General features: G+C 67.1%; 17 protein-coding genes. 7 read left to right on the plus strand and 10 right to left on the minus strand.

All coding sequences use genetic code 11. From position 1 onward, the window contains the following. Positions 1–133 precede the first annotated feature (133 nt). The gene (locus VGV37_RS08510) at positions 134–871 is read left to right on the plus strand and encodes a YoaK family protein (RefSeq protein ID WP_326879224.1); all 738 of its coding nucleotides are present in this window, start codon (positions 134–136) and stop codon (positions 869–871) included. Between the two features lies 1 nt (position 872). Here the strand turns inward: VGV37_RS08510 and VGV37_RS08515 are convergent, their stop codons facing one another. The 6 genes from VGV37_RS08515 to gcvA form a co-directional block, all read right to left on the minus strand. Further along, positions 873–1,838 carry a glycosyltransferase family 2 protein gene (locus VGV37_RS08515; protein WP_326879225.1) on the minus strand — a complete coding sequence of 322 codons (966 nt, stop codon included), beginning with the start codon at positions 1,836–1,838 and terminating at the stop codon, positions 873–875. Positions 1,839–2,061: 223 nt separating this feature from the next. Next, positions 2,062–2,946 (minus strand): glucose-1-phosphate thymidylyltransferase RfbA, encoded by an 885-nt coding sequence (rfbA, locus tag VGV37_RS08520; RefSeq protein ID WP_326879226.1) that lies wholly within the window; start codon positions 2,944–2,946, stop codon positions 2,062–2,064. Continuing rightward, a complete protein-coding gene (gene rfbD / locus VGV37_RS08525) occupies positions 2,943–3,845 on the minus strand; it encodes a dTDP-4-dehydrorhamnose reductase (RefSeq protein ID WP_326879227.1) in 903 nt (300 codons plus the stop codon). The genes rfbA and rfbD overlap by 4 nt, the downstream gene beginning before the upstream one ends. Continuing rightward, positions 3,842–4,918, minus strand: a complete 1,077-nt coding sequence (gene rfbB / locus VGV37_RS08530; protein WP_326879228.1) for a dTDP-glucose 4,6-dehydratase — start codon at positions 4,916–4,918, stop codon at positions 3,842–3,844. Before rfbB ends, rfbD begins: the two co-directional genes overlap by 4 nt. A 45-nt stretch (positions 4,919–4,963) precedes the next feature. After that, on the minus strand, positions 4,964–5,515 hold the full coding sequence (gene rfbC, locus VGV37_RS08535) for a dTDP-4-dehydrorhamnose 3,5-epimerase (RefSeq protein WP_326879229.1): 552 nt from the start codon (positions 5,513–5,515) through the stop codon (positions 4,964–4,966). Between the two features lie 131 nt (positions 5,516–5,646). Beyond that, entirely contained in the window at positions 5,647–6,549 is a 903-nt protein-coding gene (gcvA, locus tag VGV37_RS08540; protein ID WP_326879230.1) for a transcriptional regulator GcvA, read from the minus strand. Between the two features lie 105 nt (positions 6,550–6,654). On the opposite strand from gcvA, the gene VGV37_RS08545 reads away from it, so the two are divergent. Continuing rightward, positions 6,655–7,365 carry a class I SAM-dependent methyltransferase gene (locus VGV37_RS08545; RefSeq protein WP_326879231.1) on the plus strand — a complete coding sequence of 237 codons (711 nt, stop codon included), beginning with the start codon at positions 6,655–6,657 and terminating at the stop codon, positions 7,363–7,365. On the opposite strand, the gene VGV37_RS08550 is transcribed toward VGV37_RS08545, so the two are convergent. Both VGV37_RS08550 and VGV37_RS08555 read right to left on the minus strand, forming a co-directional pair. Beyond that, positions 7,353–8,333 (minus strand): NAD-dependent epimerase/dehydratase family protein, encoded by a 981-nt coding sequence (locus VGV37_RS08550; RefSeq protein WP_326879232.1) that lies wholly within the window; start codon positions 8,331–8,333, stop codon positions 7,353–7,355. The genes VGV37_RS08545 and VGV37_RS08550 overlap by 13 nt on opposite strands. 108 nt (positions 8,334–8,441) lie before the next feature. Beyond that, positions 8,442–8,942: a hypothetical protein gene (locus tag VGV37_RS08555; RefSeq protein ID WP_326879233.1), complete on the minus strand. Its 501-nt coding sequence runs from the start codon at positions 8,940–8,942 to the stop codon at positions 8,442–8,444. Positions 8,943–9,294: 352 nt separating this feature from the next. Here VGV37_RS08555 and VGV37_RS08560 point away from each other — a divergent pair, with 352 nt between their 5' ends. The 4 genes from VGV37_RS08560 (at position 9,295) to VGV37_RS08575 (ending at position 16,113) form a co-directional block, all read left to right on the plus strand. Further along, positions 9,295–11,304 (plus strand): methyl-accepting chemotaxis protein, encoded by a 2,010-nt coding sequence (locus VGV37_RS08560; RefSeq protein WP_326879234.1) that lies wholly within the window; start codon positions 9,295–9,297, stop codon positions 11,302–11,304. A 95-nt stretch (positions 11,305–11,399) separates the two neighbouring features. Continuing rightward, complete coding sequence (locus VGV37_RS08565) at positions 11,400–12,518, plus strand: trypsin-like peptidase domain-containing protein (protein ID WP_326879235.1); 1,119 nt, start codon at positions 11,400–11,402, stop codon at positions 12,516–12,518. Between the two features lie 132 nt (positions 12,519–12,650). Continuing rightward, positions 12,651–15,380, plus strand: a complete 2,730-nt coding sequence (locus VGV37_RS08570; RefSeq protein ID WP_326879236.1) for a sensor histidine kinase KdpD — start codon at positions 12,651–12,653, stop codon at positions 15,378–15,380. Continuing rightward, positions 15,370–16,113, plus strand: a complete 744-nt coding sequence (locus VGV37_RS08575; RefSeq protein ID WP_326879237.1) for a response regulator transcription factor — start codon at positions 15,370–15,372, stop codon at positions 16,111–16,113. The genes VGV37_RS08570 and VGV37_RS08575 overlap by 11 nt, the downstream gene beginning before the upstream one ends. Here the strand turns inward: VGV37_RS08575 and VGV37_RS08580 are convergent. Both VGV37_RS08580 and VGV37_RS08585 read right to left on the minus strand, forming a co-directional pair. Then, on the minus strand, positions 16,083–17,117 hold the full coding sequence (locus VGV37_RS08580) for a DUF3667 domain-containing protein (RefSeq protein ID WP_326879238.1): 1,035 nt from the start codon (positions 17,115–17,117) through the stop codon (positions 16,083–16,085). The two genes, VGV37_RS08575 and VGV37_RS08580, sit on opposite strands and share 31 nt — an antisense overlap. Before the next feature lie 52 nt (positions 17,118–17,169). Beyond that, positions 17,170–17,613 carry a hypothetical protein gene (locus VGV37_RS08585; RefSeq protein ID WP_326879239.1) on the minus strand — a complete coding sequence of 148 codons (444 nt, stop codon included), beginning with the start codon at positions 17,611–17,613 and terminating at the stop codon, positions 17,170–17,172. A gap of 225 nt (positions 17,614–17,838) precedes the next feature. Between VGV37_RS08585 and rfaE1 the strand changes: the two genes are divergently transcribed. Further along, positions 17,839–19,323, plus strand: coding sequence for a D-glycero-beta-D-manno-heptose-7-phosphate kinase (gene rfaE1, locus VGV37_RS08590; protein WP_326879240.1), 1,485 nt, complete (start codon positions 17,839–17,841; stop codon positions 19,321–19,323). Positions 19,324–19,330: the final 7 nt, after the last annotated feature.

Consider the following 19,330-nt stretch of genomic DNA (forward strand, 5'->3'; position numbering starts at 1 on the left):
CTCGCCCGTCGATGGGCTGGACCGTCGCGGAAAAACTCTCGCGGCGCAGCAAATTTGGCGGATGATAGAGGTGTGGTCTGCCGTTGGACCGACGGACCGGTTCCTTGCTGCCCGCATTGCGAAAGCCAAGCCGATGCACGTTCTTGCTATGACCCAGGCCGATAACGCGGACCGCCGGCTTGCCTGGTCGCTGGCAACGATTGCCGGCGCGGTGAACGGGGCCGGCTTCTATGTCGCCGGGCACTACACGTCGCACATGACCGGCACGATCTCGCTGCTCTCCGATGCGTTGGCCCTGGGCGACCTCGAGCAAAGCGCCGTGGCGCTCGCGGTCATCGCCAGCTTCGTTGCTGGCGCGGCGGTCTCGACCGTCCTGATCAACCGGGCGCAGCGACGGCTGCCCAACGGCGCATATGCCTTCAGCCTGCTCGCGGAAGCGGCACTGCTGTTCCTAGGCGGACTGATCGAGGTATTGGCGCCCGAACCGATGCGCGCGCCGCTGCTGATCCTGAGCCTGAGCTTTATCATGGGGCTGCAGAACGCCATCGTGACCCGCGTGTCGAATGCCCGTGTTCGCACGACACACGTGACCGGCATGGTGACAGACATCGGCATCGAATTGGGGCAATTGCTGGATCGCCGCCTGTCGCCGCGCGACGACGGCGTGGCCGCAGCCGATCGCCGGAAACTGGCCCTGCACATCCCGACTGTCTGCGGATTCCTGGTGGGCGGCATCCTGGGCGTCATCGGCTATAGGATGATCGGCGCCTTGCTGCTGCCGGTCGCCGGCAGCCTGTTGATCGCGATCGCGGTGCCGGCCATCACCCGCCGCAGCGTGGCCGGCCGGATGGCTCAGACCATGCCGAAGTAGGTCAGCGGCCCATCTTCGATTCGCGGAGCAGGCGCTCGGGCCGGCGCCAGAATCGGGGACTCATGCTCAGTCGGCACTTGAAGCCGACCGGCAGGCGCGCTTCGATCAGGCCTAGCCGATAGGCGGCATATTTGACCAAGACGCGGGCGCTGGCGGACAGGATGGCGAGCGGGTCATGCTTCAGCAGATAGCCGAACTGGGCGCGAATGAACGCCAAGCCCTCGCCCTCGGCGCGCCCGAATGCTTCGAGCAGCCAATGTTCCCGGGAATGCAGGACGCCAACGTCGAAATAGCGGCGAGCCTCCTCGCTGATCAGATAGTCGTGGGAATGCACTACGGCCGCCCTGCTGACGTATGCCTTCGTCCAGCCCGCGAGCAGCAGGCGGCCGGTGACGATCGCATCCTCGCCGAAAATCGTTCCGCGCGGAAAGCCGCCGACCTGGGCCAGGGCATCGGCGCGATAGGCGGCGAAGGAATTCGAACAGAAACTCGCCTTGATTCCCATGCCGCGCGCACTGCTGGGCGTCACGATCCGGTCGGTCGGCGGATAGTTGAACAGGCGCGCCACGGCTTCCAAGGCGCCGGCCTCCGGGCGCGGCAGCTGCCGGCCATAGGCGACGCCCACGGTCGGATCGGCGAAGGCTTCGACCAAACGGCCGATCGCATCGTCGTCGGCCGGAATCGCGTCCTGGGTGAGGAAGATCAGAAATTCATATTCGTCGCAGAGATCCGCGCCCTGCTGCCGCGTACCGCCATGGTCGAAGTTCGCGCGCTCGACCTCGATGACGTCGGCGCCGGCGCGACGAAACTTGTCCGCCGTGCCATCGGTCGACTGCGAGTCCAGGACGAGCAATTTGGCGGGCTTGAACTGCTGCCGATCCAGGGCCTCAATCAGTCGGTCGGCCATGTCTCCGGCATTGAGCGTCGGGATGATCAGTGCCGAACGAGATCGTGCGTCGAATACCATGAGTACCTGCTAGTTCGCCCGCGACCGACAGGCGACATTTTCTTGGTGAGCCAACGACAAACTTCCCCGATGCGAATCGGTCGGCATCAAACTTAGACCCTCACGGATCAACACGCGCATTAGATCGCTTGTCAATCTTCAATTGTCTTTTGTAGATCTCGATACCGCACGACCTGCAGAACTTTCCATCTGGGATTTAGGCGCGCGGGCCTGCCCATATCGTTCAGAGGCTGAGATCGAATTTCTGTTTCGCCAGCGCCATGAGGTACTGGCCATATTCGTTCTTCAGCAAAGGCTTGGCCAATTGGATCAGGTCGGCCTGGCTGATCAGCCCCGTACGGTAGGCAATCTCCTCGGGGCAGCAGACCTTTAGATTCTGGCGCTGCTCGATCACGCGCACGAATTCCGAGGCCGTCAGCAGGGACGTATGGGTGCCGGTGTCGAGCCAGGCATAGCCGCGGCCCAGCTTCTCCACCTGCAGCGCGCCACGGTCCAGATAGATGTTGTTGAGCGCGGTGATCTCGAGTTCACCGCGGTCCGACGGCTTCACTTGCTTGGCATATTCGACGACGTTGCGGTCGTAGACGTACAGCCCGGTGACCGCGTAGTTCGATTTCGGATGCAGCGGCTTTTCTTCGATGCTGATCGCACAACCCGCGTCGTCGAACTCGACGACGCCATAGCGCTCCGGATCGGACACCTGATAGCCGAAGACAACCGCCCCCTGCTTCAGCTGGACCGCGCGACGCAAGGTTTCGGTGAGGCCGTGACCGAAGAAGATATTGTCGCCCAGAATGAGCGTGCACTCGTCGTCGTCGATGAATTTCTCGCCGATGATGAAGGCTTGCGCCAGCCCATCGGGCGACGGCTGGGCCGCATATTCCAGGCGAATGCCCCATTGGGTGCCATCGCCCAGCAGGGCCTGGAACTGTGCCTGGTCGCCCGGGGTGGTGATGATCAGGATCTCGGTGATGCCGGCCAGCATCAGGGTCGACAATGGATAATAGATCATCGGCTTGTCGTAGACCGGCAGCAGCTGCTTGCTGACGCTGCGGGTGATCGGATAGAGGCGCGTTCCGGTGCCACCCGCGAGAATGATGCCTTTCATGACGCGTTCCTTGAAATATCGCCGGTACCGCGCAAAATCGTCTCGACGACCGTGCTTAGCGTTGCCTGCCAGTCGGGCTGCCGAATGCCGAATTGCGCCTCGATCCTGCGGCAGTCCAGCTCGGAATTCGCCGGACGGCGCGCCGGCGTCGGATAATCGGCGGTGCGGATCGGCGTGACCGTCGGAAGACGCTGCAGCCACGGCGCGGCCCGCGCTACGATCTCCCGGGCGAAGCCGCACCAGGTGACGGCCGGCGCGCCGCTGAAATGATAGGTCCCCCAGGGATCGCCCTGGTCGAGCTGCCCGGCGATGGCGAGCAAGGCGTCTGCGATGGCGCCGGCCTCCGTCGGGCCGCCGCGCTGGTCGTCGACCACGCGCAGTTCCGGACGCCCGCCTGCCAGGCGCAGCATGGTTGCGACGAAATTGCCGGTCGAGGCGGCATAGACCCACGAGGTTCGCAGGATGACGTGCCGCGGTTGGGCAGCCCGCACCGCCTCCTCGCCGGCGAGCTTGCTGGCGCCATAGACGCCGGCCGGCCCGACCGGGTCGGTTTCGCTATAGGCGCGGTCGCTCCTGCCGTCGAACACATAGTCGGTCGAAACTTGCAGCAACGGAATGCCGTGTTCTGCCGCGGCCACGGCGAGGTTCTGCGGGCCGTCCCGGTTGATTGCGAAGGCCGCCGCCGCGTCGCTTTCGGCTCGGTCGACCGCGGTATAGGCGGCGGCATTGACGATCGCCGAACAAGGGCGACGATCGAGCGCGGCGCGCACCTGTGCCAGGTCGGTGATGTCGAGTTCGCCTCGCGTCAGGCCGACGATCTCGACCCCATCCGTCCCTTTGCGCGCGCAGAGCGCGCGACCGAGCTGGCCACCGGCGCCGACGACGAGGATGCGGTTCATCGGACTGCGGTCTTCCGTGCGCCGGCCAGGCCCAGCCGTTCGCCGCCGTACTGGCGGTCGACCAGCGGTCGCCACCAGGCTTCGTTACCCAGATACCAGGCGACGGTCCGCTCCAGCCCGGCCTCGAAATCGACCGAGGGCGTGAAGCCGAGCGCATCGCGGATCTTGCCGGCATCAATCGCATAGCGGAAATCATGGCCGGGCCGATCGGTGACGAACGTGATCAGGTCCCGATGCGACGCGCCACCGGCCCGCGGCCGCAGCCGGTCCATCAGCGCGCAGATGGTCTCGACGACGGCGAGATTGGTCCGCTCGCTGTTGCCGCCGATGTTGTAGCTCTGCCCGACCCCGCCGCGCGTCAGCACCAGGGCCAGCGCCGCCGCGTGATCCTCGACGAACAGCCAGTCCCGCACGTTGCTGCCGGTGCCGTAGACCGGCAACGGCTTCTCGGCCCGGCAGTTGAGGATGGTCAGCGGGATCAGCTTCTCGGGAAACTGATAGGGTCCGTAATTGTTCGAGCAGTTGCTGACGACCGTCGGCAGGCCGTAGGTGCGCTGCCAGGCCCGTACCAGATGATCCGACGAGGCCTTGCTGGCGGAATAGGGCGAACTCGGGTCGTAAGGCGTGTCCTCGACGAACTGGCCGGTGTCCCCCAGGGCGCCGAACACTTCGTCGGTCGAGATATGGTGGAAGCGAAATGCCTCGGCCTTCGTGCCCGCCAGCCCACGCCAATAGCCGAGCGCCGCGTCGAGCAGCGTGTAGGTCCCCAGAATATTGGTGCGGATGAAATCGCCCGGGCCGTCGATCGACCGGTCGACATGGGATTCGGCCGCCAGATGCATGATCGCATCCGGCTGGTGGCGCTGCAGGATCGCCTGCATCGCCGCAGCGTCGCAGATATCGGCCTGCTCGAACGCATAGCGGCCGGTGGCGTCGGCCTGCTCCAGGCTGCGCAGGTCGGCCGCATAGGTCAGCTTGTCGACATTGACCACGGTATGGTCGGTTGCGGCCAGCACGTGGCGGATCACCGCCGATCCAATGAACCCTGCCCCACCCGTCACCAATATCTTCATCAACATGCCTCTCGCAATCGCAGTCGGGCCGCTCGCCCCCCGCCGTCAGTGCCGGAAGTAGAACACCGGCTCGACGTCTTTGAGGCGCGGCTGGTGGCGATCCTTGTCGGACAGCGTCGCGACATCGGGCTCCACCGGCCAATCGATGCCGAGATCGGGATCGTTCCAGAGCACCCCGCGGTCGCAGGCGGGGCTGTATGGAGCGCTGACCTTGTAGAGCACCATGGTATTCGGTCGCAACGTGCAGAACCCGTGGGCAAAGCCGACCGGCACCAGCAGTTGGGTCAGTTCTTCGGCCCGCAGTTCCACGACGATCGACTGCCCGAAGGTGGGCGATCCGTACCGGATATCGACGGCCACATCGAGGATGGCGCCCTGCGCCACCATCACCAGCTTGTCCTGCGCATCCGGTGGTTCCTGGTAGTGCAGTCCCCGGACCGTGCCTACGTCCGCCGACAGGGACAGGTTTTCCTGCACGAAATTGATCTGCGGCAGCCAATCGGCCCGAAAGACTTCGCAGAAGAAGCCCCGATGGTCGCCATGGACCTTGGGCGCCAGGATCTTCACGCCATCAATTTTCGTGTCGGTAATTTTCACGAAATCTCTCCGAACGATCTCAACAGCAAACGACGCATCGGCCGACGGCGGACCGGCACGGACGGGCGACATCGCGATGGTTTAGCCGAATTTGCCCGCGGCCGGTTACGTCATTCAAGCGACTCTCCCCTTCACGGCGCTGCCTCCTCGCCGACCTCGCTCAGCAGCCAGTCGCGGAAGGCGGCAACCCGCTTCAGCTTCATCCTGGTCGGGTGACGGACCAGGAAATAGGCGCCCTCCAGCGCCAGAATGCGGGGGAACAGCTGGACGAGCCGACCCGACTCCAGCTCTTCGCCGACCAGGGCCGGATCAATGACCGCGACGCCCAGGCCCTGGAGCGCCGCCTGGATGACGAAGTTCCGCGTCTCGAACAACGGTCCGGCGCGGCAGTCGAGCTCGTCGAGGCCCGCCTCGTGCAGCCAGATGCGCCAATGGTCGGCGCGCAAACGGGCGTGCAGCAGGGTATGGGCGCGCAGATCGCCCGGTTCGGCGAGCGGCGGTCCCTTGGCCAGTAGTGCCGGGCTGCACACCGCGGTCAGCCGCTCCGCGAACAGGCGATCGGCGACCAGCCCGGGCCAGTCGCCGCGTCCGAACCGGATCGCACAATCGATGTCGCCTCTGGCTAGGTCGACCAGTTCGACCGAGGTCGACAGGCGCACCTCGATCTCCGGATGGGCTTGGTTGAAATGCCCCAGTCGCGGCAGCAGCCAGCGCATGGCGAAGGTCGACAGCATGCTGACGGTGACGACGCCGCTTTCCGGACGCGGCCGGACCTTGTCGACCGCCAGGGCGATACGCTGGAATCCGTCACTGAGGCCGGTGAGCAGCGCCGTGCCCGCCTCGGTCAGCACCAGCCCCGTCCGCACGCGGCGGAACAGCGGCAAGCCCAGATCCTCTTCGAGCTGCCGCACCTGGCGGCTGATCGCGGACGGCGTCACCGCCAGGGCGTCGGCCGCGGCCGTCACGCTCAACAATCGGCCGGCGGCCTCGAAAGCTTTCAGTGCGTTCAATGAGGGTAGTCGGGTCTGTCTCATGGCATCTGGAGATTTTCTCAAACCGCCCGACAAGTAAAGTCCTTTGCCAGCCTCGCCTTCGGCGCTCTCAGATAAGCGGAACGCTCAACCATCGAGGATCGCCCCATGAGCGACGCCGTCAAGAAATTCGACCCCGCCCGCGCTGCCGCCTACGATCGCCAGGCCCGCATAGCGCTGGCCGGCTACGAGGCCATGCACGAACTCGGCGCCTGCTGCCTGGCAGCGGCGCTGGGTGCTGGCGGGCAGCGTTCCCTGCTGGTGGTTGGGGTCGGCACCGGCCAGGAGATCGTGACGATCGGCGCGCTCGAACCGGCGTGGCGCTTCACGGCCGTCGATCCTTCGGCCTCCATGATTGCGATCGCCCAGGAGCGGCTGGGAGCGGCCGGCCTCCTCGATCGTACCGAACTGGTGACCGGCGAGGTCGCGGGTTTGAGCGACACCCGGCACGACGGGGCGACCTTGATCGGCGTGCTGCACCATCTGAGCGACGCCGCGACGCGCGTCGGCCTGCTGCGCGACATCGCCCAGCGCCTCGGGCCCGGCGCCCCGCTGATCCTCGGCGGCAATTTTCGGAGCTACGCCCGCGAACCGCTGTTGCTCGCGGCCTGGAAGCAGCGCTGGCGCCAACAGGGCATCGCTGCCGAGGACGCGGACGCGCAATTCGCCCGCATCGTCCAGGGCGTCGTGCCGCCGGATTCCGAGGCGGAGGTCCATCGGCTGCTCGCGGCCGCCGGGTTCACCCGGGTGACCCGGTTCTTCAACAGCCTGTTCTGGGGCGGCTGGGTCGCCTTCCGGGACGCGGATCAGGCCTTGTAATAGTCGCGATACCATTCGACGAAGCGCGGCACGCCCTCGTCGATCGCCGTCGTCGGGACGAAGTCGAAGTCGCGGCGCGTCGCCTCGATGTCGGCAAAGGTTTCCGGCACGTCGCCGGCCTGCATCGGCTTGAACTGGATCTTGGCTTCGCGGCCGCACGCCTGCTCGATCACCCGGATGAAGCGCAGCAGCTCCTCCGACCGGTTGTTGCCGATGTTGTAGACCCGGTGCGGCGGCGTCCGGCCATCGTCGACCGGCGGCCTGTCCAGGCAGGCGACCACGCCCGACACGATATCGTCGATATAGGTGAAGTCGCGCTTCATCTCGCCGTTGTTGAACACCGGGATCGGCTCGCCGGCCAGGATCGCCTTGGTGAAGATGAAGGCCGACATGTCCGGCCGGCCCCAGGGGCCGTAGACCGTGAAGAAGCGCAAGCCCGTCGCCGGCAGCCGGAACAGGTGGCTGTAGCAGTGGCCCATCAGCTCGTCCGCCTTCTTGGTCGCGGCATAGAGCGACAGCGGCGCGTCGACCGGATCCTCGATCGCGAACGGCAGCTTGGTATTGCCGCCATAGACCGAAGAGGAACTGGCATAGACCAGATGGTCGAGCTTCTTCAGCCCACGGGCCAGTTCCAGGATTTCGAGAAAGCCCACCACGTTGGTATCGACATAGGCGCGGGGGTTTTCGAGCGAATAGCGCACGCCCGGCTGGGCCGCCAGATTGACGATGCGCGTGATTTCGGGATGGGCCTGGGCCAGCGCCGCCATGGCCGCGCGATCGGCGATGTCGACGCGCAGGAACGTGAAGCCCGGCTGCGACGCCAGGCGCGCGAGCCGCGCCTCCTTCAGCCGGACGTCGTAATAGTCGCTGACCACGTCGAGACCGATCACCGCCTCGCCCCGCGCCAGCAGGCGGTGGCTGAGATGAGAGCCGATGAAGCCGGCGGCACCGGTCACTAGAATCGCCATGTCGTTCCCTGGGCCTTGCGTCGAGAGGTCGGGCGCCGCTTTTCCGAAGGAAGCCGGCGCCGGCGGCACTCTACCCAGATCATCCGGGGCACGAAAGCCCCGCGAGCCTCAGTGGACCGAGGCGAACACCGGTGCCATCTCGTCGACCGGAACGACCGCGTCGTGCACATCGTCGGCGCGCAGGCACGCCAGCAGATCATCGACCGTCGGTGCGGCGTGGAGCGCTTCGATCAGCCGATCGACCAGCATGAACGCGGTATAGAGCAGGCCGGTAACGTCCGGTTCGTCGGCGCCGTAGATCAGGCAGGTCTCGGCGGCGGCGACCATGATCGTCTCCGTCACCAACGCGCGCGGCCCCGGTACCGGCAGGGTCGCCGGCAATTCGCGCTCGCCCGAGCGCGCCGCCCGCAGGCCCCGGATGATGAGCCGGTCGCGGATCGCCCCTTCGAGGATCGACACCATCGTATAGCCGCCGACCTCCTCGACCGCCGCCCGGACCCGCTTCACAGCCGCGATCAGGCCATGGGCCACGTCGCCGACCGAGGCCCGGTTGTTGGCGATGGTCAGGCTATGGTCGATGACGGGTTCGATCATCTCGATGAAGCTCATGAGGCTGGTCCTTGTCTTTCCTGTGCTAGGCGGCGGATGCCGCTCGATCTCGACGTGGTCATGGCAAGTTCCAGGCCTGGAGGCGTCGCAGACCCAAGCCATTGAAATCGCGCAATTCTCGCGATGGGGCCGTGCGGCGCCCGACCGAAACCGCCGGGTCGAAACTGCCCTCTGCCCCGCCGATCCGGCAAAATGTGCCGACGGTGCTACACTCGTCGGCCGATCGGGCGGCCGGTCTGCGTTTGCCATGGACGGCCGGGGCGCCGGGCCGGATAGTCGAAATCGATTTCACCGGCACGGACGGTCCGCTCGCGGGCCGCCGGAGACCGGAAAGCAAATTGGGAGGATGAAGATGATCGGCTTCGGCATGCTGGCCCGAGTGCGCGTGCGCACCCGCATTCTTTTCGGCTTCGGCGTGCTGCTGAGCTTGGGTCTGGCGATCGCGATCTTCGGCGTCATCGGCCTCGGCCGCGTCGGCGGCCAGGTCGACCGGCTCGTCGCGGTTTCCGATGCCAGCACTCACGGGCTCGAGGCGGGGCGGCTGTTCGAGGCATTGCGTCGCACGGTCGCGCGCTACCAGTTGAAGCTCGACGACGATTCTTCCGCCCGCTTCGCCGACCTGCTGGGCCGGGCCCACACCGAACTCGCCGGCAGCGGCGCCACGGCCGAGCAGTTGCAGCGCGCCCAGGATCTGGGCCGCGACCTGGACGGCTTCGCCGCCAGTTTCGACAAGTCCGTCGCCCTCGGCAAGCGGCTGAAGGACTTGCGACTCAAGCTGATGATCGGCGGCGACGCGCTCAGCATCGCCAGCAGCCGGCTGATGGATGCCGCGCGCAGCGGCGCCCAGACTGCCGACGTCGGGTATGCCGGCGACGTCGAAACGACGATCCTGCAGGCCCGCGAAGCGACCTGGCGGTTCGTCGCGACCAACGACCGCCGACGCCTGTCGATCGTCAACGGCTCGCTCGATCGCGCCGGCGCGACCATCGAGGCGGCAGGCAAGAGCATGACGATCGCCGAGAAGGACACGCTGGTCGGCGGCGCCCGCACCGCGCTGGCGACCTATCGGCAGAGCTTCACGGACCTGGCCGAAACCATGGCGGCGGGCGACGAGCTGTCCGATAAGGTGATGGACCCGGCGGTCGCCGCGATGGCCGATCGCAACGACCAGGCGATCCAGTCCCTGATCGACGACCTGCATGCGACCAAGGCCGCGACCGACGGGACCTTGTCCCACACCGCGCTCGCCTCGAAGATCCTCGCGGTCCTGGCGCTCGGCATCGGCGCCCTGCTGGCCACCGTCATCGGGCGCAGCATCGCGCGGCCGCTCGACGCCATGAAGCTGGTCATGACCCGAATGGCGGCCGGCGAACGCTCGATCGAAGTGCCCGCGCGCGACAATCGCGACGAGATCGGCGAGATCGCCCGTGCGGTCGAAGTGTTCCGCACCGGCCTGATCGAGGCCGAACGCTCGGCGGCCAGTCAGGCGAGCGAGCGCACCGCACGCGACGAGCGAGCCCAAGTGCTGGAGGCGACCTCCCGGAAATTCGAAGCCCAGGTCGCGCGTCTGGTCGAGGCCCTGTCGCACGCCGCTCAGATCATGGAAGGCACCGCGCGCGGCATGTCTGAAACCGCCGGCACGATGAACAGCCAGTCCCTTGCGGCCGCCGGCTCGGCCGAAGAGACGTCCAACAACGTCTCGACCGTCGCCGCCGCGGCCGAGCAGCTCGCCGCCTCGATCCAGGAAATCGGGCGCCGGGTCACGCAATCCTCGACCATCGCCCAGCGGGCGCTGGGCGATGCGCGCCATTCGGACGCGACCGTGCAGACCCTGGCCGCCGGTGCGGCCAAGATCGGTGAGATCGTCCAGATGATCAGCGGCATCGCGGCCCAGACCAATCTGCTGGCCTTGAACGCGACGATCGAGGCGGCCCGCGCCGGCGAGGCGGGCAAGGGCTTCGCGGTCGTGGCGAGCGAGGTCAAAAGCCTCGCCACCCAGACTGCGCGCGCGACCGAGGAGATCGCGGCCCAGATCGCCGAGATCCAGGCGGCGACCCGCGAGGCGGTCTCGGCCATCGGCCATATCGGCCAGACCATCGGCGAGATCAACGAGATCGCCGGCGGCATCGCGGCGGCGGTCGAACAGCAGGGCGCCGCCACGGCGGAGATCGCCCGCAACGTCGAGCAGGCCGCCGCCGGCACGAGCGAGGTTTCCCGCAACGTCGCAGCCCTCAAGGAAACCGCAGCGGCAACCGGCCATGCCGCGAACGACGTGCTCGAAGCCGCCGGCAGCTTGGCGCAGAACGCCGGCGAGCTGTCGCGCGAGGTCGATGGCTTCATCGCCAGCGTCAATGCCGCTTGAGCCCGGAACGGAACGCGACAAACCAGCCGCTTGACAGGAGACCGACCGGCCCCGGAGGTTGGCGCCGAAGTTCTCCTGGTTCGAAGGCTATCCGTATGACGCGATCCCTGTGCCGGTTCCTGACCGGTTTCCTGTTCGGCCTCGCCCTGATTTCGGGCATGCCGGCCCAGGCCGCCTTTCCAAGCTCGCCGGACGGGCCGGCGCCGACCGTGGCGCCCGTGCTGCGCCAGGTGACGCCGGGCGTAGTGAACATCGCGGTGCAGGGTCGGGTGCGGGTCAACAATCCGCTGCTGGCCGATCCGTTCTTCCGGCAGTTCTTCAACCTGCCGAATGGGCAGGTCGAGCGGCGGACCCAGGCGAGCGGCTCGGGCGTGATCGTCGATGCGGACAAGGGCTATGTGCTGACCAACAACCACGTGGTCGAGAATGCCGACGTCATCGACGTCACCTTGCGCGACCGCCGGACCGTGCGCGCGAAGCTGATCGGCCGCGATCCGCAGACCGACATCGCCGTGCTGCAGATCCAGGCCGACAACCTGGTCGCCGTGCCGATGGGCGACAGCGACAAGAGCGAGGTCGGCGATTTCGTACTGGCGATCGGCAATCCGTTCGGCCTCGGCCAGACCGTCACCTCCGGCATCGTCTCCGCCCTCGGCCGCTCGGGCCTCGGCATCGAAGGCTTCGAGGATTTCATCCAGACCGACGCCGCGATCAACCCCGGCAATTCCGGCGGCGCGCTGGTCGATCTCAAGGGCCGGCTGATCGGCATCAACACCGCCATCCTGGCACCCGCCGGCGGCAATGTCGGCGTGGGTTTCGCCGTGCCGATCAACATGGCAAAATCGATCATGGAGCAATTGCTGCGCTATGGCACGGTCGAGCATGGCCGGGTCGGCATCAGCGGCCAGGACATGACGGCGGAGATCGCGCGCGGGCTCGGCACCAGCCGGACCGAGGGCGGCGTCGTCACCGCGATCGAGCCGGGCTCGTCGGCCGACCGCGCCGGCTTGAAGGTCGGCGACGTCGTGGTCGCGGTCGACCATCAGCCGTCGCGCAACTGGATCTCGGTCGTCAATCGCATAGCCCTGGCGCGGGTCGACCAGGACGTGACCCTGACCGTCGACCGCCATGGCGCGCTGAGCGACCTGCATGTCACCGTTGCAGCGACGCCGGCCAAGCCGCGCCAGGCGCGTGGCGGACAAGGCTACCAATAGCTTTCGCCGGCTTTTTTATGGGTTTTTGATACGAGGCATCTGAAACCCATCTCGCATTTTCATGCGTCCTCGCGCATGTCTCAAGCCACCGTGTTCACCCGGTGCTGCGGTTTGAGGTAGGCTTTCCGTTCCATGTCCGATCCGGCCGACCGCGACCAACGCCCCGATCCCGAAGCGCTGCTGGCCGCAGCGGCCAAGGAGGGACGTGGGCGCCTGAAGATCTTCCTGGGTGCCGCTCCCGGCGTCGGCAAGACCTACGAGATGCTGAAGACCGCCCAGAAGCGCCACCAGGAAGGCATCGACGTCGTCGTCGGCATCGTCGAGACCCATGGCCGCAGCGAGACCGCGGCCCTGGTCGAGGGGCTGGAGCTGATCCCCCGCCGGGCGGTCGACTATCGCGGCCGGCATCTGGAAGAGATGGATCTCGATACGATCCTGAAGCGCCGCCCGAAACTCGTGCTGGTCGACGAGTTGGCCCACACCAACGCCCCGGGTAGCCGGCACGCCAAGCGCTACCAGGATGTCGAGGAACTGCTGTCGGCCGGGCTCGACGTCTATACGACGCTCAACATCCAGCATGTCGAAAGCCTGAACGACGTCGTCGCGCAGATCACCCGGATCCGGGTGCGCGAGACCCTGCCCGACAGCGTGCTCGACAAGGCCGACGAGATCGAGGTCATCGACCTCACGCCTGAAGACCTGATGGAGCGGTTGCGCGAGGGCAAGGTCTATGTCCGCGACCAGGCGCACCGTGCGCTCAAGCATTATTTCTCGCCGGGCAATCTGACGGCGCTCCGCGAGCTCGCACTGCGCCGCACGGCCCAGCGCGTCGACGACCAGATGCTGAGCTATATGCGCGAGCACGCCATCAGCGGCCCCTGGGCCGCCGGCGAGCGCATCATGGTCTGCATCAGCGAGGCCGCCAACACGCCGGGGCTGATCCGCTATGCCCGTCGCGTCGCCGACCGGCTGCGCACCACATGGACCGCGATCTATATCGAAGGGCCGCGCTTCGCCCGCCTGACCGAGGCCGCTCGCGGCCGCGTCGCCGACCATATGCGGCTCGCCGAGAAGCTGGGCGCCGATCTCGTCACCATTCCGGGCCGCCAGGTGGTCGACCAGTTGATCGACTATGCCCAGGCCAACAACATCACCCAGATCATCATCGGCAAGTCGGACCGGTCGCGCTGGTTCGAGATCCTGCACGGCTCGGTCGTCCATGACCTGGTCCGCAAGGCCGGCTCGATCTCGATCCATGTCATGGCCGGTGAGCCGATCGGCGACGAGGCCAGGACCGAAGAGGTCGCGACCAAGCCCGCGTCCCGGACGTTCGATGCCACGGGCTATTGGCGCGCGGCCCTCGCGGTCGCCGCCGCGCTCGGCGCCGGACAGGGTATCGACGAAATCCTGCTGCTGCCGCCGCCGAACATCTCGCTGGTGTTCCTGACCGCCGTGCTGTTCTCGGCCGTGACCTCGGGACTGGGCCCATCCCTGTTCGCCTCGCTGCTGAGCGTGCTCGCCTACAATTTCTTCTTTCTGCCGCCGCTCTACACCTTCACCATCGCCGATCCGGCCAACGTACTGGCGCTCGTCGCCTTCATGATCGTGGCCGTGATCGCGTCCAACCTCGCCTCGCGCACCCGCGACCAGGCGATAACGGCGGCCAGGCGGGCCAACACGACGGCCGAGCTCTATGCCTTCTCGCGCAAGCTCGCCGGCACCGCCACGCTCGACGACGTCCTATGGGCGACCGCCTACCAGATCGCCGTCATGCTCAAGGTCCGGGTCGTCATGCTGCTGCCGGACGGCGAAGGACGGCTCGACGTGCGGGCAGGCTATCCGCCGGAAGACGCCTTGGACGAAGCCGATCTGGCCGCGGCGCGCTGGTCCTGGGACCGCAACCATCCGGCCGGGCGTGGCTCCGACACCCTGCCGGGCGGCAAGCGGCTGTTCCTGCCGCTGCGCACCGGCCGCGGCGCTGTCGGCGTGATCGGCATCGACAAGGACGCCCCGGGCGCCCTGCTGACGCCGGACGAGCGGCGCCTGCTCGACGCGCTCGCCGACCAGGCCGCCGTCGCGATCGAGCGGACCAAGCTCGCCGAGGATATCGACGAGGCCCGCCTGCTGGCCGAGACCGAGCGCCTTCGCTCGGCGCTGCTGACCTCGATCTCCCACGACCTGCGCACGCCGCTCGCCTCGATCATCGGCGCCATCACCTCGCTGCGCTCCTACGGCGACCGCTACGGCATCGAGGCGCGGGACGAACTGATGGCGACGGTGCAGGACGAGGCCGAACGGCTCAATCGCTTCGTCGGCAACCTGCTCGACATGACCCGGCTCGAATCGGGAGCGCTCGAACCCAAGCGCGACTATGTCGACATGAGCGAGATCGTCGGCACCGCACTCGACCGGACGTCCAAGATCATGAACGCGCACCGGGTCGAGATCGACCTGGCCGTCGACCTGCCGATGGTAAAGCTCGATGCGGTGCTGATGGAACAGGTGCTCGTCAACCTGCTGGACAATGCCGCGAAATATGCCCCGGCCGGCACGTTGATCCGGCTCGAGGCGCGCGAGGCCGACGATCAGGTCGTGCTCGAGATCACCGACGAGGGACCGGGCATTCCCGCCGACGCGCTGGAGCGCGTGTTCGACAAATTCTACCGCGTCCGCCAGGGCGACCGTCAGCGCGCCGGGACCGGCCTGGGATTGGCGATCTGCCGCGGCTTCGTCGAGGCGTTGGGCGGCCGGATCGCGGCAGGCAATCGCACGGACCGATCCGGCGCCATCCTGCGCATCACCTTTCCCGCAGCGCTTGCCGCCCAGGCCTCGCTGCTGGTCGGAGCCGACCATGAAGTCTAGCCATACCACCGTGCTGATCGTCGATGACGAGCCGCAGATCCGCCGCTTCCTGAAGACCAGCCTCGCCGCCCAGAACTACGAAGTGATCGAGGCGGTCGATGGCACCGAAGCGCTGAAATTCGCCCAGCGCGACAAGCCCGACCTGATGATCCTGGATCTGGGCCTGCCCGACATCGACGGCATCGAGGTGATCCGGCGTCTGCGCGCGTCCGGCGCCAATGCGCTGCCGATCGTCGTGCTGTCGGCCCGGTCGGACGAACGTGGCAAGGTCGAGGCACTCGACCTGGGCGCCGACGACTACATCACCAAGCCGTTCGGCATGGAGGAATTGACCGCGCGGGTGCGCGCGGCCTTGCGCCACCGGCTGCAGGTGCAGGGCGTGGCGGCGGCGCTGGTGACCGGTGACCTGCGCATCGACCTGGTCCAGCGGCTCATCAGCCGGGCGGGCCAGCCGATCAAGCTCAGCCCCAAGGAATTCGACATCCTGCGCATGCTGGCGACCCATGCCGGCAAGGTGCTGACCCATCGCTTTCTGCTGCAGGAGGTCTGGGGCACCGCCAATGCCGAGGACGTGCAATATCTGCGCGCCTTCATCCGCCTGCTGCGCCAGAAGATCGAGCCGCAACCGGATCGGCCGATCTATGTCGTGACCGAGACCGGCGTAGGCTATCGCCTGAAGATGCTCGACGAAATCCCGCCGGCTCAGGCGCCCGGCAGCGTCGAAACGCCGTAGACCAGCAGCGCGATGATGCCGAGCAGCAGGCTCAGGCAATAGATGCTGCCGATGATGCCCAGCTTGATCCCGGCCCACAGCCGATTGCCGGGATAGGTGCGGAGATAGGCCAGGTAGCTGTAGACCGAGAAGATCGCGAACAGCGGCCAGCCCAGCGCCACGGTGGGCCACGCGAGCCGCACCCCGATCACGACCAGGCCGACCGCGAACACGAACGCCTGCAGATGCAGCGCGAACGTGACGTGGTCGACGAAATAGAGCCGGCGCTTGCGGCCGAACAGGGCCAACAGCAGGGCGGTGAACGGCAATGTCACGATCAGCAGGCGCGGCAGCCACTCGTCGATCACCGGGTTGAGCGCCCGCGGATGGGCGAGTGCCAGCGAAAACCCGTCGGTCAGCCGGCCGGTGAAGTCGACCAGCTTCCTGGCGCCGGCCGAATCCTTGGCCGCGCTCTGGATGTCGTCGTCGAGCGTGAAGCGGGATTTGACCGCGTCGGGCAAGGCTTCGCCATCCCGGGCCGGCCGCAGGATTTCGATGATCGGCGTATCGGCGCCCTGGGATCGATCGGTCTCGACGACCTGGCCCGCGGACCCGTCGCGCGACAGCGCCGCCACGAGGTCGTGGGGAACATGGAACTGGATCATGGCGAAGCCGGAGGCCCAGAGCGCCACGAAGAAGGCGAAGCTCGAGAAAAGATAGAGCCGGATCGGCGAGACGAACCGCACCCGCCGACCCTCGATGAAGGCGCGCGTCAGCCGGCCAGGCCGGAACAGCAGCGCCACCACGGTCGTCATCATCTTGCCGTCGAGGAACAGATGATGCTCGAGCAGTTCGCGCGCGACCTCGAACAGCGAGCGGCTGTGATCGTGCCGGCTCTGGCCGCAGTTGCCGCAGAAACGCGTCGTGACCTCCGTCGCGCAGTTCGGACACAGATGCGCCTTGCCGACCTCGGTGGCGGCTAGGGCTGCGGCGGATTCATGCGGCGAAAGCTTCTCAAGGTGCATGGCCGGAAAGATAACGGTCGGACCTCGAAAAACGCAACGGCGGCCGCGCCGGCTATTGGGGATTTTCCAGCGAGGGAAACTCGATCGCGTCGACCGCGGCATGGACCCGACCGCCCGCCGCCATGCGGTCGTTGGGCGGCAGCACGCCGACGACCGCGTCGGCCACCGCGCCCCGCGCCGCCGGCACCATGGTCGACACCGCCACCGCGATCTGCGGCGCCGCAGCGGGATCGGCGACCGCCGCCGCCCCGGCCAGTTGTGGCGCGATCTGCGGCGCCTGACCGGCTGCAGCCGCGGCGATCCGGGCGGCGAGATCGGGACGACGGGTCACGGCGATGACCACGATCTCGGCTCCGATCATCGGATTGCCGCCGACCAGCAGCCCGATCGAATCGGCATCGCCCACGGCGACGGAGCGTTCGAGGGCGCGTGCGACCGGCGCCGGCAACAGGTTGCTGGCGGCAATCGCCGGCCAAGGCAACGCAAGGCCAGCCAAAGCTACGTCTCGAAGCGCTCTAGCGATCCCGTCCAACCGCGCCCTCCCGCGACAAAGATGGCACGCGCGGACCCCATAGCACCGATGCCGATCGACCGGTTGTGGATCACGGGCAAGCCAATGTGTATATCGACCATAAGCGGATCCAGCCTGGAGCGCGACCATCGAGGCATCAATGGGCTATTTTCGCGAGGCGTTCGACGATCATTCGACGACGGTGCGTCCATGATCGCGACCAACCCTCTGCTGGAACGGATCGACCGGTTTACCGGCTGCACGATCCTGATCCTCGGCGACGTGATGCTGGATACCTATGTTTACGGCCAGGTCGAGCGCGTGTCGCCCGAGGCGCCGATCCCGGTGCTGCGCATCGACAAGAAGCGCGAGATGCTGGGCGGCGCCGGCAATGTCGCGCGCAACGTCGCGGCACTGGGCGCGCGCGCCATCCTCATCGGCGTGACCGGCGAGGACGATGCCGGCCGCGCGATCGAAACCCAGATCGCCGAAGCGGACGGCGCCCGGATCGATGGGCGGCTCGTGGTCGACCAGGGGCGGCCGACCACGCGCAAGACGCGATTCGTGTCGGGATCCCAGCAGTTGCTGCGGGTCGACGAGGAAATCGCCCGCCCACTCGACGGCGGCCCGGCCGAGGCCGTGCTGACGCGCTTTCGCGCAGCCCTGAGCGAGAGCGACATCGTCGTCCTCAGCGACTATTCGAAAGGCGTGCTGTCGGATGCCGTGCTGGCGCCAGCGATCGCAGCCGCCCGTGCCGCCGGCAAGCGCATCATCGCCGATCCGAAGAGCCGCGATTTCTCGCGCTATCGTCTGGTCGACGTGCTGAAGCCGAACCGGCTTGAAATCACCCAGGCGACCGGCATCGATTGCCGGGACGACGCCACGACCGAACAGGCCGGGCGTGCGGCACTCGCCACGGCCGAGGCCGGTGCGGTCGTGGTGACGCGCGGTGCGCACGGCGTCTCGATCATCCCGAAGGACGGGCCGGCCCTGCACCTGCCGACCCTGGCGCGCGCCGTGTTCGACGTGTCCGGCGCCGGCGACACGCTGGTCGCATGCCTGGCCGTGGCGCTTGCGGCAGGGGCGGACCTCGCCGAGGCGACGGCGCTTGCCAATGCTGCTGCGGGCATCGTCGTCGGCAAGGCCGGCACCGAATGCGTCAGCCCGGTCGAGCTTTCCCAGGGCCTGCACCTGGGGGCCCTGATCGAAACGGATCGCAAGGTGACGACGCTCACCGGAGCGCTCGACCAGGCTGCACGCTGGCGCGCCGCCGGCCTGCGCGTCGGGTTTACCAACGGCTGCTTCGACCTGATCCATCCCGGCCACGTCCGGCTGCTGGGCCAGGCGCGCGCGGCGTGCGACCGTCTGATCGTCGGGCTCAATACCGATGCCTCGGTCAAGCGGCTCAAAGGACCGGAGCGGCCGGTCCAGAACGAGTTGGCTCGCGCCACGGTGATGGCATCGATCGGGGCGGTCGATCTCGTCGTCCTGTTCGGCGAGGACACGCCGCTCGAAATCATCGAGACGCTGAAGCCCGACGTCCTCATCAAGGGCGCCGACTACCGGATCGATCAGGTCGTGGGCGCGGACGTCGTGCAATCCTACGGCGGCAAGGTGATTCTGGCCGAACTCGAGGCCGGACAAAGTACGACCGGCACGATCGACCGGATCCGCGAGATCGACGACCGGGCATAGTCCCCGC

Origin of the sequence: Aliidongia sp., assembly GCF_035943795.1 — a bacterium.
Taxonomy (GTDB): Bacteria; Pseudomonadota; Alphaproteobacteria; order ATCC43930; family CGMCC-115725; genus Aliidongia.

What these genes read in the sequence shown, in the direction of transcription:
- VGV37_RS08510 (WP_326879224.1), top strand. Translation starts at nt 134, where the DNA reads ATGCACGTTCTTGCTATGACCCAGGCCGATAACGCGGACCGCCGGCTT.
- VGV37_RS08515 (WP_326879225.1), bottom strand. Translation starts at nt 1,838, where the DNA reads ATGGTATTCGACGCACGATCTCGTTCGGCACTGATCATCCCGACGCTC.
- rfbA (WP_326879226.1), bottom strand. Translation starts at nt 2,946, where the DNA reads ATGAAAGGCATCATTCTCGCGGGTGGCACCGGAACGCGCCTCTATCCG.
- rfbD (WP_326879227.1), bottom strand. Translation starts at nt 3,845, where the DNA reads ATGAACCGCATCCTCGTCGTCGGCGCCGGTGGCCAGCTCGGTCGCGCG.
- rfbB (WP_326879228.1), bottom strand. Translation starts at nt 4,918, where the DNA reads ATGAAGATATTGGTGACGGGTGGGGCAGGGTTCATTGGATCGGCGGTG.
- gcvA (WP_326879230.1), bottom strand. Translation starts at nt 6,549, where the DNA reads ATGAGACAGACCCGACTACCCTCATTGAACGCACTGAAAGCTTTCGAG.
- VGV37_RS08545 (WP_326879231.1), top strand. Translation starts at nt 6,655, where the DNA reads ATGAGCGACGCCGTCAAGAAATTCGACCCCGCCCGCGCTGCCGCCTAC.
- VGV37_RS08550 (WP_326879232.1), bottom strand. Translation starts at nt 8,333, where the DNA reads ATGGCGATTCTAGTGACCGGTGCCGCCGGCTTCATCGGCTCTCATCTC.
- VGV37_RS08555 (WP_326879233.1), bottom strand. Translation starts at nt 8,942, where the DNA reads ATGAGCTTCATCGAGATGATCGAACCCGTCATCGACCATAGCCTGACC.
- VGV37_RS08560 (WP_326879234.1), top strand. Translation starts at nt 9,295, where the DNA reads ATGATCGGCTTCGGCATGCTGGCCCGAGTGCGCGTGCGCACCCGCATT.
- VGV37_RS08565 (WP_326879235.1), top strand. Translation starts at nt 11,400, where the DNA reads ATGACGCGATCCCTGTGCCGGTTCCTGACCGGTTTCCTGTTCGGCCTC.
- VGV37_RS08570 (WP_326879236.1), top strand. Translation starts at nt 12,651, where the DNA reads ATGTCCGATCCGGCCGACCGCGACCAACGCCCCGATCCCGAAGCGCTG.
- VGV37_RS08575 (WP_326879237.1), top strand. Translation starts at nt 15,370, where the DNA reads ATGAAGTCTAGCCATACCACCGTGCTGATCGTCGATGACGAGCCGCAG.
- VGV37_RS08580 (WP_326879238.1), bottom strand. Translation starts at nt 17,117, where the DNA reads ATGCACCTTGAGAAGCTTTCGCCGCATGAATCCGCCGCAGCCCTAGCC.
- rfaE1 (WP_326879240.1), top strand. Translation starts at nt 17,839, where the DNA reads ATGATCGCGACCAACCCTCTGCTGGAACGGATCGACCGGTTTACCGGC.